Annotated in this window: 9 protein-coding genes; 5 read left to right on the forward strand and 4 right to left on the reverse strand. The window is 64.1% G+C overall.

From position 1 onward, the window contains the following. Positions 1-262 precede the first annotated feature (262 nt). From CG51_RS02590 to CG51_RS02600, 3 genes are all read left to right on the forward strand, one after another. The gene (locus CG51_RS02590; protein WP_035741523.1) at positions 263-1,966 is read left to right on the forward strand and encodes a peptide ABC transporter substrate-binding protein; all 1,704 of its coding nucleotides are present in this window, start codon (positions 263-265) and stop codon (positions 1,964-1,966) included. 80 nt (positions 1,967-2,046) lie between these two features. Then, positions 2,047-3,054, forward strand: a complete 1,008-nt coding sequence (locus CG51_RS02595) for an ABC transporter permease (protein WP_035741526.1) — start codon at positions 2,047-2,049, stop codon at positions 3,052-3,054. Next, positions 3,047-3,961 carry an ABC transporter permease gene (locus CG51_RS02600; protein WP_035741529.1) on the forward strand — a complete coding sequence of 305 codons (915 nt, stop codon included), beginning with the start codon at positions 3,047-3,049 and terminating at the stop codon, positions 3,959-3,961. The genes CG51_RS02595 and CG51_RS02600 overlap by 8 nt, the downstream gene beginning before the upstream one ends. Positions 3,962-4,263: 302 nt before the next feature. Here CG51_RS02600 and CG51_RS02605 read toward each other — a convergent pair whose 3' ends face one another. From CG51_RS02605 to gltX, 3 genes are all read right to left on the reverse strand, one after another. Further along, positions 4,264-5,703 carry an NAD(P)(+) transhydrogenase (Re/Si-specific) subunit beta gene (locus CG51_RS02605; protein ID WP_035741531.1) on the reverse strand — a complete coding sequence of 480 codons (1,440 nt, stop codon included), beginning with the start codon at positions 5,701-5,703 and terminating at the stop codon, positions 4,264-4,266. Positions 5,704-5,716: 13 nt separating this feature from the next. Further along, a complete protein-coding gene (locus CG51_RS02610; protein WP_035741534.1) occupies positions 5,717-7,288 on the reverse strand; it encodes a Re/Si-specific NAD(P)(+) transhydrogenase subunit alpha in 1,572 nt (523 codons plus the stop codon). 222 nt (positions 7,289-7,510) lie between these two features. After that, complete coding sequence (gene gltX / locus CG51_RS02615; protein ID WP_035741537.1) at positions 7,511-8,833, reverse strand: glutamate--tRNA ligase; 1,323 nt, start codon at positions 8,831-8,833, stop codon at positions 7,511-7,513. 72 nt (positions 8,834-8,905) lie between these two features. Between gltX and CG51_RS02620 the strand changes: the two genes are divergently transcribed. Both CG51_RS02620 and CG51_RS02625 read left to right on the forward strand, forming a co-directional pair. Beyond that, complete coding sequence (locus CG51_RS02620) at positions 8,906-9,337, forward strand: metallopeptidase family protein (RefSeq protein ID WP_035741539.1); 432 nt, start codon at positions 8,906-8,908, stop codon at positions 9,335-9,337. 1,196 nt (positions 9,338-10,533) lie between these two features. Then, positions 10,534-11,472 (forward strand): MBL fold metallo-hydrolase, encoded by a 939-nt coding sequence (locus CG51_RS02625; protein ID WP_035741541.1) that lies wholly within the window; start codon positions 10,534-10,536, stop codon positions 11,470-11,472. A gap of 970 nt (positions 11,473-12,442) precedes the next feature. Here the strand turns inward: CG51_RS02625 and CG51_RS02635 are convergent. Continuing rightward, positions 12,443-13,075, reverse strand: coding sequence for a TetR/AcrR family transcriptional regulator (locus CG51_RS02635; protein WP_035741544.1), 633 nt, complete (start codon positions 13,073-13,075; stop codon positions 12,443-12,445). Positions 13,076-13,156 lie beyond the last annotated feature (81 nt).

Here is a 13,156-nt window from a genome sequence, read left to right on the forward strand (position 1 = left end):
CGCTCATCCCTTGGGCAAAAACCACTGTTTGCGCCGATGAATAGCCTGATCGCGACACAGAGATGATTTGACTTCGTCACACGCCGCGCTTGCAATCGCATCTTCCCGTGACAGAGTGTGGAGGCGAAACGGTCATCGGAAAGCGCCGAGCGGTCAAGGACAAGCAGCCAGAAATGTCGTCCGCCCACAGCCCTCACAGTCCGTCGATCGGGGAAGGAACCCCGGCAGACCGCGCAGTTTCAATTCCAGCAAGGAGACTTCCATGAGACGAACCACGGCCCTGAGGGGAGCGGCGGCGCTGATCGCGCTTCTGCCTGCCGCCGCCATGGCGGAACGCGGCGCGGATGGCCATCTGAACATCATCTATTATCAGGCCCCCTCAATCCTGAACCCCTATCTGTCGGGGGGCACGAAGGACATCGAAAGCTCCTCTCTCATCATTGAGCCGCTCGCGCGATACGACGAAAAGGGTGAGCGCGTCCCCTATCTGGTGGAAGAGATCCCGACGCTGGAGAATGGCGGCGTGTCGCAGGACATGACCTCCATCACCTGGAAGCTGAAGCCGGGGCTGAAATGGTCCGACGGCTCGCCGCTGACCTCCGCCGACGTCGTGTTCACCGCCGAGTACTGCATGGACCCCGAGGGGGGGTGCGCGCAGCTTTCCAAGTTCGAAGGCGTCAAGACGGTCGAGGCCGTGGACGAGCTGACGGTCAAGGTGACCTTCGAAGGACCGAAGCCGAACCCCTACCTGCCCTTCGTCGGCGGCCAGTCCCCGATCATCCAGAAGGCGCAGTTCGCCGAATGTCTCGGCACCAAGGCGCCCACCTGCACCAGCGCGAACTTCGGCCCCATCGGCACCGGGCCCTTCGTGGCGACCGAATTCCGCCCCAATGACGTGATCTCGCTGAAGGCAAACCCCAACTACCGCGACCCGGCGAAGCCCGCCTTCGCCACCGTGACGTTCAAGGGCGGCGGCGATGCGGCGGCGGCGGCGCGTTCGGTGCTGGAGACGGGCGAGTTCGACTATGCCTGGAACCTGCAGCTTCCACCCGAGGTGCTGGAGAAGATGGTGGCCGCCGGCAAGGGAGAGCTCGTCACCGGCTTTGGCACGCTGGTGGAGCGGCTTGAGCTGAACCTGACCAACCCGAGCCCGGCCCTCCCGGCGGAGACGCGTTCGACCCGCAAGGAGCCGCACCCCTTCTTCTCCGACATCCGTGTGCGCAAGGCGCTCTCCATGGCGATCGACCGTCCGCTGCTGACGGAGATCGGCTATGGTCAGGCGGGCCGGGCGACCTGCAACCTCGTCCCCGCCCCGGAAGCCTTCGCCTCCACCGCCAACGACGCCTGCCTGACGCAGGACGTGGCCGGCGCCAAGGCGCTTCTCGACGAGGCAGGCTGGGTTCCAGGGCCGGACGGCATCCGCGTGAAGGATGGCCAGAAACTCGCCATCATCTTCCAGGCACCGGTCAACGCGATCCGTCAGGACTTCCAGGCCCTCATCAAGCAGTGGTGGCAGGATATCGGTGTGCAGACCGAGCTGCGCACTGTCGATCCCTCCGTGTTCTTCGGCGGCGATCCCGGCAGCCCGGACACGTTCCAGAAGTTCTATGCGGACGTGGAGATGTACGCGAACAACTTCGACGGGACGGACCCGGAAGCCTATCTCGCCATGTACAAGTGCAACAACGAGCCGCGCCCGGAAACCGGCTGGCAGGGCGAGAACATCAACCGGTTCTGCGATCCGGCCTATGACGCGCTGATCGACAAGCTGGGCGAGACCGGCGTGTTCGAGGAGCGCACGAAGATCGCCAAGGAAGCGCACGACCTCTACATGCAGCAATCCGTCCTGCTGCCGCTGGTCGATCGCGGTCGGGTATCGGGCAAGTCCAAGACCCTGGGCGGCGTCGTCCTGAACACCTGGGACAGCGAGCTGTGGAACGCGGCCGACTGGTACCGGATCAAGTGATCTGATCCGTCGGGCGTCCCGCCTTTCCGGGTGGGGCGCCCCTCCCCCGGCCATCTCCGCCGCACGCTCCACGAGGCGCCATGTTCACCTATACGCTCCGCCGGCTCCTGCTGGCGATCCCGACCCTGCTGTTCATCTCGCTGGTCATCTTCCTGCTTCTCGACCTCGCTCCCGGCGATCCGATGGCGCAGATGCCGCTGACCATTCCCCCCGAAGTGCGTGACAAGATGCGCGAGGCGCTCGGCCTCAACGAACCGATCTATGTCCGCTACGGGCTGTGGCTCTACCAGTTCTTCTGGGTGGAACCGCTGCATATCCTCGGCAATCTCACCGGCCACGAATTCGCCGCCGGTCAGCAGCGCATCCTGTCCTGGCAGAGCCGCAGCCCGGTGGCCGATGTCATCGCGCAACGCCTCCCGCAGACGCTCTGGGTCGTGGGCCTGTCCTATGTGGTCGGCGTGCTGCTCGCGCTGCCCATCGGGATCATCTCCGCCTATCGGCAGTATTCCTGGTTCGACCAGATCGGCACTTTCGTCTCCATGATCGGTTATTCGGTGCCCACCTTCTTTACCGGGGTGCTGATGATCGTGATCTTCTCCGTCTATCTCGGATGGTTTCCCTCCATCTACGATACGACGCTGGTGGTGAATTCCTGGGACACCTTCCTCCAGCAGGCGCGGCAGATGGCGATGCCGGTCTTCGTGCTCGCGCTCTACAACGCCAGCCAGATCAGCCGGTTCATGCGCGCCTCCATGCTCGACAATCTCAACCAGGACTACGTGCGGACGGCACGGGCCAAGGGGCTGTCGGAAAAGACGGTGGTCCTTACCCATGTGCTGCGCAACTCCCTGATCCCGGTCATCACGGTAATCGCGCTTGGTGTGCCGACGATCTTCGGGGGAGCGATCATCACGGAACAGGTTTTCAAGGTGAATGGCCTGGGGCAACTCCTCATCACCGCGATCTATGCCAATGACATCCCGATGGTGCAGACCCTGACCTTCATCTTCGCGGTGCTGATCGTGCTTTTCAACCTGATCGCCGACATTCTCTACGGCATTCTGGACCCGAGGATCCGCTATGACTGATGCAACACTGGCCAAGACCGCGGCCAAGCCGCCCCGCAGTCAGTGGGTGGACATCTGGCGGCAGTTCCGCAGTCACAAGGGTGCGCTGATCGGTGCGATGGTGTTCCTGCTGATCGTGTTCGGCGTCGTCTTCGGCCCCTATCTGTGGCACGCGGATCCGACGACCATCGACATCCGCGCGCGCAATCAGGGCCCGAGCCTGCTGCATCCGCTGGGCACCGATCAGCTTGGCCGCGACATGCTGGCGCGGATGATGTCGGGGGGACGGGTTTCCGTCGCCGTGGGGCTGACGGCGATGGTGTTGTCGATGATTCTCGGTACGCTGGTGGGCGTGGTCGCGGGATATTTCCGGCGGCTGGACGGCCCGCTCATGCGGCTGACGGACCTGTTCCTCGCCCTGCCGCTGCTGCCGCTGCTGCTGGTCATGGTGCTGCTGTTCCGGGAGCCGCTTTCCGGCTGGCTCGGGCCGGAGATGGGCACCTTCCTGCTGATCGTGACCGCCATCGGCGTCACGAGCTGGATGCACACCGCGCGCATCGTGCGGGGTGACGTTCTTGCCATCAAGGAACGGGAATTCGTGCTCGCCGCGCGCTCCATCGGCACGCGGCCGAACAAGATGATCCTGCGTCACATCCTCCCCAACATCCTCTCGCCGATCATGGTTTCCGCCACGTTGGGGATCGCCACAGCGATCATCACGGAAAGCTCGCTCTCCTTTCTCGGTCTGGGGTTCCCGCCCGATTTCCCGACCTGGGGAAGGCTGCTCTACGATGCGGTGGACTACCTCCAGCAATACCCCGAGCGAGTGATCTGGCCGGGGTTGGCCATCTCACTCACGGTGCTGTCGGTGAACTACATCGGCGACGGCCTGCGCGACGCGCTCGATCCCCGTATCCGGGGCCGGTGAGACTTCCGGCAGGCAGGCAAGGCGCCCCCGGGGGCGCCTTTTCGTTTCGCACAGATCGTTTCGCTCAGAACAGGACGCGCCAGAAAAAGCTCCGCGGCGGGGTGGCGCCTCCCCTCTGTCGGCCAGCCGTAGCGGCGCTGTCGCAATGGATGCATTCGCGCGGGGCATCGGAACAAAGGAAGAAATAGCCCGCCGCCGCAGTCTTCGGAAAAGCCAGCATGATGAAATACCTCAAATGAAAAGGCGCCCGGCAATCACCGGGCGCCTAATATTTTAGCAGATTATGGCTGTTTCAGCCAGTCTCAGTTGATCAGCGGCAGGAGCTGGTCCAGCGACTTCTTGGCATCGCCGTAGAACATCCGCGTGTTGTCCTTGTAGAACAGCGGGTTCTCGATCCCCGAATAGCCGGTTCCCGCGCCACGTTTCGACACGAACACCTGCTTGGCCTTCCACACCTCCAGCACCGGCATCCCCGCGATGGGGGAGTTCGGATCTTCCTGTGCAGCGGGGTTCACCACGTCGTTGGAGCCGATGACGATGACCACATCCGTGTTCGGGAAGTCGTCGTTGATCTCATCCATCTCCAGCACGATGTCGTAGGGCACCTTCGCCTCGGCCAGCAGCACGTTCATGTGCCCGGGCAGACGGCCCGCGACCGGGTGTATGCCGAAGCGCACTTCCTTACCCGCCGCGCGAAGCTTGCGGACCAGTTCCGACACCGACTGCTGCGCCTGCGCGACCGCCATGCCGTAGCCCGGCACGATGACGACGGAATCCGCATCGTTCAGCGCGGCGGCAACACCCTCCGCGTCGATGGCGATCTGTTCGCCGGTGATCTCCATCGCGGGGCCCGTGGTGCCGCCGAAGCCGCCGAGGATCACGCTCACGAAGGAGCGGTTCATCGCCTTGCACATGATGTAGGACAGGATCGCACCCGACGAGCCGACCAGCGCGCCCACCACGATCAGCAGGTCGTTGCCCAACGTGAAGCCGATCGCCGCCGCCGCCCAACCGGAGTAGCTGTTCAGCATGGAGACCACGACGGGCATGTCCGCGCCACCGATCCCCATGATCAGGTGCCAGCCGATGAAGCCCGCGAGGATCGCCGTGACGATCATCGTCCAGATGCCCGCACCGTTGAAATACATCACCCCGAGGATGATGCAGACCAGCAGCGCGGCGAGGTTGAGCAGATGGCCGCCCGGCAGCTTCTTCGGCTTGCCATCCACCTTGCCGGCCAGTTTGCCGAAGGCGACGACGGAGCCGGTGAAGGTCACCGCGCCGATGAAGATGCCGAGGAACACCTCCACCTTCATGATGGCGAGTTCGACGCCGGACTTGTGCGCCAGAACCGCCGCAAACCCGGAGAAGGTCTCCGGCGCGGCGCCGGAAGCGAGCAGGCGCGCGACCCGGCCCGCCTCAAGCTCCGCGTTGAGCGCGATGATCACGGCGGCGAGGCCGACGAGGCTGTGCATCGCCGCGACGAGCTGTGGCATCTCCGTCATCCCGACGCGGGAGGCGAGCACCACACCCGCCGCACCGCCGATGACGACCATCAGCAGGACGAGCCAGTCGCCGTGCACGCCGGGCGCCAGAAGCGTCGCGATGAAGGCCAGCGCCATGCCGGCGATGCCATACCATACCGCGCGTTTCGCGCTTTCCTGACCGGACAGGCCGCCCAGCGACAGGATGAACAGGACCGCCGCCGCGACATAGACGGCAGCAACCATTCCAAGGGACATGATTTCCGCCTCCTCAGCTCTTCTGGAACATGGCAAGCATCCGGCGCGTGACCAGGAAGCCGCCGACGATGTTGACGGAAGTCATAAGCACGGCAAGCGCCGCAAGGATCGTGACGAGCCAGGAGCCGGAACCGATCTGCAGGATCGCCCCCACGATGACGATGGAGGAGATCGCGTTCGTCACAGCCATCAGCGGCGTGTGCAGCGAATGGCTGACGTTCCAGATCACCTGGAAGCCGACGAAGCAGGCCAGCGCGAACACAACCATATGCTGCATGAAGCTCACCGGTGCAAAGCTGCCGAGCACCAGCAGGATGAGCGTGCCGACCACGAGCAGACCCACCTGGTTGAGTGTCGCCTTGCGGAAGGCAGCGGTTTCGGCTGCGCGCTTCTCTTCCGGCGTCAGTTCCTTTTCCTTGGGCTTAGGCTTCGCCGCGGCGATGGCCTGCACCTTGGGCGGCGGCGGCGGGAAGGTGATCGTATTGTCCTTCACCACGGTCGCGCCGCGGATCACGTCATCCTCCATGTTCTGAACAACCTGCCCGTCCTTGGCGGGGGTCAGGTCGGTCATCATATGGCGAATGTTGGTCGAATACAGCGCGGAGGACTGCGTGGCCATCCGGCTGGGGAAGTCGGTGTAGCCGACGATGGTCACGTCATTGTCGGTGACGATCTTCTGGTCCGGCACCGTCAGCTCGCAGTTCCCGCCCCGTTCGGCAGCGAGATCGATGATGACGGAGCCGGGCTTCATCGCCTCGACCATGTCCTTCGTCCAGAGCACCGGCGCGTCCCGGCCCGGGATCAGCGCGGTGGTGATGACAATGTCCATCTCCGGCGCCAGCTCACGGAACTTGGCAAGCTGCTTTTCACGGAACTCGGGGCTGGAGGGCGCGGCATAGCCCCCCGTGGCAGCGCCGTCCTGGCTTTCCTCGAAGTCGAGGAACACGAAGTTGGCACCCATGGATTCGATCTGTTCGGCCACTTCCGGCCGCACGTCGAAGGCATAGACGATGGCACCGAGAGAGGTGGCCGCGCCGATGGCGGCAAGACCTGCCACACCGGCGCCCACGATCAGCACCTTTGCGGGGGGCACCTTGCCCGCCGCCGTCACCTGCCCGGTAAAGAAGCGGCCGAAGTTGTTCGCCGCCTCGATCACTGCCCGGTAGCCGGCGATGTTGGCCATGGAGGAGAGCGCGTCCATCTTCTGCGCGCGAGAAATCCGCGGCACCATGTCCATCGCGATGACGTTGGTGCCCCGGTCCTTCAGACGCTCCATCAGGTCCTTGTTCTGGGCCGGATAGAGGAAGGAAATCAGAAGCTGGCCGGAATGAGTGAGATCTGCTTCTGTCTCCGTCGGCGGGCGCACCTTGGCGACGATGTCGGAAAGCTGGAACAGCTCCTCCTCCGTCGGCACTACGCGCACGTTCGCTGTCCTGTAGGCTTCATCCGTGAAACCCGCCTTCAGCCCCGCTCCGCTCTGGATCAGGCAGTCGTATCCAAGCTTTTGAAGCTGAAGCGCGCTGTCGGGCGTCATCGCCACGCGCGCTTCTCCCTCGAAGCTCTCCTTCGGCGCCCCTATTCTCACACTCGTGTCCCTCTCTTGGATCGTTCTTCGTTGCGAGCCGGTATGGCCAATGAAATGTGGCTTCGCAACAAACTATGCGCCTCGCCGCCGGGCAGAGGCAAAAATGGCCTAGAAAATCGCATTTGCGCAACGCCGTTCCACGAGCCTGCCATCGGGTGGAACGGCAGTCTCAAGATCGTTAGCGCTAACCCCGAACGGGGGCGCGCCATGCCGCACGAATCGTCACAGGTTTGTCGGAATTTTCTGCAGAACCGGCAGGAGTGTTGCCATTTCCGGGCCGTGATCCATGCCCGTCAGCGCCTTGCGGAGCGGCATGAACAGGCCGCGCCCCTTGCGCCCCGTCGCCGCCTTCACCGCGCCCGTCCAGGTGCCCCACGTGGTTTCGTCATGCGGTGCGGGCGGCAGAAGCGAGAGCGCGGTGGCCACGAACTCCTCGTCCTCCGGCGCGACCACGGGCTCCGCGCCCTCCGATACCAGTTTCCACCACCCGTCGAGGTCGGCGAGCACGGTGATGTTGTCCTTCACCGCGTTCCAGAAAGGCGCCGCCATTTCCTCCGGCACGCCAATCGCCGCGAGCCGCTCCTTCACCGCGGAAAGCGGCAGGGACTGCACGTATTTCTGCGTGAGCGGGAACAGATCGTCCGGGTCGAACTTGGTCGGCGCCGCGCCGAACTGGTCGAGCGAGAAGTTCTCCGCGATCTCGTCGAGGGAATGAAACAGCTCCACCGGTTGAGAGGAGCCAAGCCGCGCCATAAGCGACAGCAGCGCCATCGGCTCCACCCCCTGCGCCCTCAGGTCGCGGAGGGAGAGCGTGCCGAGCCGCTTGGACAGCCCCTCGCCCTGCGCACCCGTCAGCAGGCTGTGGTGCGCGAAGTCGGGCGGCGTTGCACCCAGCGCCTCGATGATCTGGATCTGCGTCGCGGTATTCGTCACGTGGTCAGAGCCGCGCACGATATAGGTCACGCCCATATCGACGTCATCGACCACCGAGGCGAAGGTATAGAGCACTTGCCCATCCGCCCGGATCAGTACCGGATCGGACACGGAAGCCGCGTCGATGGAGATCTGGCCAAGGATCCCGTCCTGCCACTCCGTCCGCTCCTGATCGAGCAGGAAGCGCCAGTATCCCGGCTGCTCCAGCCGCTTGGCATCCTTCTCCGCATCCGTCAGTTTCAGCGCCGCGCGATCATAGACCGGAGGCTTGCCCATGTTGAGCTGCTTCTTGCGCTTGAGGTCCAGCTCCACCGGGGTTTCGAACACCTCATAGAGCCGCCCCTTCTGGCGAAGCTCCGCGGCGCAGGTCTCATACCGGTCCAGCCGGTCGGACTGCCGCTCCAGCCGGTCCCACGTCAGCCCCAGCCATTCGAGATCCTCCATGATCCCGTCGGCATATTCCTGCTTGGACCGCTCCCGGTCGGTATCGTCGAGACGCAGGATGAAGGTTCCCCCCGCCTTCCGCGCGATCAGGTAGTTGAACAGCGCGGTGCGAAGGTTGCCGACATGGAGATAGCCGGTCGGCGAGGGCGCGAAGCGGGTCGTGGTCATGGTCGGACTCCTGTTGAGGCTGCTCTTTCACAGACGGTCGCTTTTGTCCATAACAGCGACAGGAGACATGCCATGACCGAAGAAGAACTCGACGAGAATCTGCTCTGGGCGGGCACCACCCCGCCTTCGCTTGAGGATATGGAGGCGCTGGCGCGGGAAGCCATCGCCGCGCTGCCGGGCCAGTTCCGCGCGGAGGCGCTGAAGGTCGCACTCCGCGTCGAGGATTTCGCGCCGGAGGATCTGCTGGCGGAGATGGAAATGGAGGATCCGTTCGAGCTGACCGGCCTCTACGAAGGCATCCCACTGCCGGAGAAATCCGTGATGGATCAGCCGATGCGGCCCGATACGATCTGGCTGTTCCGCAGGCCCATCCTGGACGAATGGGTGGCGCGGGGGGATGTCGCACTCGGCGATCTGGTCGGCCATGTGGTGGTCCATGAACTGGCTCACCATTTCGGCTGGTCGGACGAAGATATCGCCACCATCGACCGCTGGTGGGAATGACGTCAAGGTCGGGCGCTGCTCCTGAGCAGACATCCCGCAGGAGAGCCGGACTAGTCCGGGTCTGCCTAAGCGGGCCTGCCTGACCGGGCCGGCGGTCGGGAGGCCCAACACCGCCTCGCCAGCGAAACGGCCGTGCTGCGCGGGCTCGACCATGCCGTTTCCTCGCCGGCGCGGCGGGCCATATTTTTTGTGGGCCGTATCGTCTGCGGAGGGCAGCGGAGGACGAGGTGCGTCGGGTCTCCTGAGAAGCCAAACAGCGCATTCGCAAAGCTCGGCGGGACAGCCGGGAGTGATCTCTGCCGTGTCGTGGGATCATCCCTTGCTGCTCTCCAGTAAACCGGGGGCGGTTCAGAGCGACCCTTCGACCTGCCGGACCATAGCCGCCGGAGGGCTGCCCTACCGAGCCGGACCCCATCTTCCCCGATGGAGCCACGCACCCTCCGGTTCGCGATCAGAGGCTGTCTTCACAAAGCGCATAACAGCCACACGCACGCAAAGACCGGCGCCTCCCCGTGCCGGATCGGCCGGGAGCGTGCCGAAACTCGGCTCCAGCGATGTGCAGAGAAGCTTTGCTCCCCTCTGTGTCCAATGACATCTTCTTGCGGACTGATGTCCTGAATGTTGCGTGTGGTTGGATTTCTATTTTAAATCAATGCGATAAGATGAGGAACCGCCCCACCCCTCCTCAACTCGCAGCCGGAGCTTGCTACCGAAGCTGCGGGCTGCGGGCTGCGGGCTGCGGGCTGCGGGCTGCGGGCTGCGGGCTGCGGGCTGCGGGCTGCGGGCTGCGGGCTGCGGGCTGCGGATAAAGCCATTGGCAGCCGTATCAACCACTTTCTCGCTCCTTCGCACACCTTCATGGCGGAGTCGTCGTCCCCCGCTTCAATCACGAAACGGTTGAGATAACCGTTGGCCGGAGCAGCCAAGGCGTAACGGCATAATCATACCCACAGCAACGATTTCCCAAGGGTGCTGGCGTGCTGGCGTGCTGGCGTGCTGGCGTGCTGGCGTGCTGGCGTGCTGGCGTGCTGGCGTGCTGGCGTGCTGGCGTGCTGGCGTGCTGGCGAACACGCGCGCACCCGTTCCATTGTCCACCGCCTTCCCTGCGGCGTCGCGTCGCAGCGGGGACAATCAGGCGCAGACTTCTCCGATCCCTGCGCTACCCTTCAGGGCCAAAGCAGCACAGGAGAACCGCCATGACCGGATTGACCCGCCGGACGGCCCTGGTGAGCGGAGTTGCCGCTCCGTTTCTCGCGACCCTTCCCGTCGTTTCCCCAGCCAGCGCAGCCGCGCCCGCACTCGGAATCTCCATGCCCACGCATTATCGCTTCCCCCTTGGCGCGATGGAGGTGACGACCGTCCTCGCAGGCTCCGGCGCGATGCAGGATATCCATGCGACCTTCGGCCTCAATGCCAGCGCGGAGGAATTCGCCGCGCAAGCCCACGCCTATTTCCTGTCCGACAGCGAGGGGCGGAACGGCTATGCTCCGACCGTGGTGAATACGGGGGAAATGTTGCTGCTGTTCGATACCGGGCTGGACGGCACGGCGACGGCGGCAGCGCTCGGCGGCGCGGGTATCGATCCCGCCAGCATCGACGTCGTTGTCCTCACCCACATGCACGGAGACCATATCGGCGGGCTGATGACACAGGGCGCACCCACCTTCGCCAATGCACGTTACGTAATGGGAAGGGCTGAGTTCGACTACTGGGCGACGACGGGCAATGAGCGCTTCGAGTCCCACGTCCGCCCGCTGGCCGACAGGACAGCTTTCATCGCGGGCGGTCATGAGGTCGCACCGGGCATCACCGCGATCGAGACCTTCGGCCACACACCCGGACATCTCTCCTTCCGTGTGGAGAGCCAAGGGCGGGTTCTGATGATTCTGGGCGATGTAGCGAACCATTACGCCTTCTCTCTCGCCAAGCCGGACTGGCACGTCCGCTTCGACATGGACAAGGACAAGGGCGCCCAGACGCGGCGCGCCATTCTCACCCGGCTGGCGGAGGAGCGGATCCCCTTCATCGGCTACCACATGCCTTTCCCGGCTGTCGGCTTCGTCGGTGCCGAAGGGGAGGATTTCCGCTTCTTTCCCGCGACGTACCAGTTCCTTCTTGGCCAGTCTTCGGACTGACCGTTCGGCGCTGCGCTCCGGGGGTGACGGGCATTCCCCGAACTGGCGTCGCCGCCGCGTGGGTTTCGGCACCCCTGACAGAAGGGGATTTCCGCATGATCGACCTGGACCCGTTACGGCAGGCGCAGGCTCTCTGGGCCGTGATGGAGCGAGCGACCTGCGGAAGATACATGTCGGACCCGACCCGCTGCACCTGCACCTGCACCTGCACCGACAAATATCCGCTCCGCACAACCGGAAACCGTGGGGTGCACCCTTCTCCGCCGGAGCGATCCCGTGGCAGGCGCGGGCATATTTCTCCGAAGCTGCCTGCCGCGCGCTGGCTGGATCGAAAGCCCGCTCCCTTGGCCGTGGGTATTTCAGAACTCTGCCCCAGCTTGGCGCAGCCGGATTCTCCTTCAACTCGGTGACCAATGACCAATGACCAATGACCAATGACCTCATCTGCCTGCGTTAATGGCCTGCAAACAGCCTCAGGACGAAATTTCACTCCACATCGCTGCTGAAAGACGATCTTTGAAACAGCTTCTCCCGCTCCAAACCCAAGGGGCGCTTACCTCTCGACATGCCTCGGACGTAGATCTGGCCCCGTTCCATCGACACCGCCTGGAGCGCAGGCAAAGACCCGGACGCAGTTCCACAGAGCAACCGCCGGAGAGGGGCGAGAGTGGGCATCGCGGTAAGAGGGTGCAGTATGGAGCGCACCGAGCCTACTGGAGCGAGGGCACGTACGGGATCGATGCATTTCTTCCGGTAGTTGCTCGTCACTGATGGAGGGAATATCGCCTGCCTCAACGATGCAGCCAGCCGAAGCTCCTGCGCGCGCAGGCGAGAGGACCCATACAGTATCAGCATCGTCATCGCTGTCTGGCCGAAGTTCCCGCGCGCAGGCAGGCGAGAGGACCCCATTCGACACGGAACCCAATGAGCCACTGCGGGCGGGGTAGATCGCCGGACAGCATGGTGCGCGTCAGACGCGGCGGGTGACGGGTGCCGGTTTCTCTGCCATCGCTGCTTCCAGATGCGCGCGCAGGAGCCTGTCCATCGCCGCCCGCGCCTGAAGACTGCCCACCCGGTCGAAGCCGAAGCTCCGCACCATGCGCCAGTGACCATGTACAAGGCTTACGAAGACAAAGGCTATCTCCTCGCAGGCGGCGGGCGACAAGCTCGGATAGCTTTCCGATGTCGCCGCGACGATGGACAGCCGAAGTTCATCCTGCCGCGCCGCCAGCGCCTCCAGCAGATCGGGCGCACGACAGGCCAGCACGACCAGCGCATCCTCCACCGGTTGGAGCGCTCCGCGCGGCTGGTCCCCCTCGTCCAGCAGGCCAAGGTGATAATCGAACAGCACACCCAGCCGGCTTTCGTCGCTGCGGGTAAGCCCAGTCTCCATTCCGCCCTGCTGGCTTTCCGAAATGGCCTGCGATACCGCGCTTATCAGACTTTCCGCATCGGGAAAGTAGTGCCGCACCAGCTGACGCGACATTCCCGCTTCTCTCGCCACAGCGTCATAGGACAGAAATGGCAGGCCCTCCCGCTGAAGCGCAGAGACAGCGCTCGCCACAATCTCCTGACGTCTGAGATCCGCCACAGACTTCGGCATGATTGTTCCCCCCTTGGGCACCTCCCCGTGCCTTTCACAATGCTAACGCGCTCCGGCGATCCTGCCAGCCCCCATTGCACG

The sequence above is a fragment of the Haematobacter missouriensis genome (assembly GCF_000740775.1).
Taxonomy (GTDB): Bacteria; Pseudomonadota; Alphaproteobacteria; order Rhodobacterales; family Rhodobacteraceae; genus Haematobacter; species Haematobacter missouriensis.

Excerpts from the sequence above, each read along its gene's own strand:
- CG51_RS02590 (WP_035741523.1), top strand. The coding sequence starts at position 263 with ATGAGACGAACCACGGCCCTGAGGGGAGCGGCGGCGCTGATCGCGCTT.
- CG51_RS02595 (WP_035741526.1), top strand. The coding sequence starts at position 2,047 with ATGTTCACCTATACGCTCCGCCGGCTCCTGCTGGCGATCCCGACCCTG.
- CG51_RS02600 (WP_035741529.1), top strand. The coding sequence starts at position 3,047 with ATGACTGATGCAACACTGGCCAAGACCGCGGCCAAGCCGCCCCGCAGT.
- CG51_RS02605 (WP_035741531.1), bottom strand. The coding sequence starts at position 5,703 with ATGTCCCTTGGAATGGTTGCTGCCGTCTATGTCGCGGCGGCGGTCCTG.
- gltX (WP_035741537.1), bottom strand. The coding sequence starts at position 8,833 with ATGACCACGACCCGCTTCGCGCCCTCGCCGACCGGCTATCTCCATGTC.
- CG51_RS02620 (WP_035741539.1), top strand. The coding sequence starts at position 8,906 with ATGACCGAAGAAGAACTCGACGAGAATCTGCTCTGGGCGGGCACCACC.
- CG51_RS02625 (WP_035741541.1), top strand. The coding sequence starts at position 10,534 with ATGACCGGATTGACCCGCCGGACGGCCCTGGTGAGCGGAGTTGCCGCT.
- CG51_RS02635 (WP_035741544.1), bottom strand. The coding sequence starts at position 13,075 with ATGCCGAAGTCTGTGGCGGATCTCAGACGTCAGGAGATTGTGGCGAGC.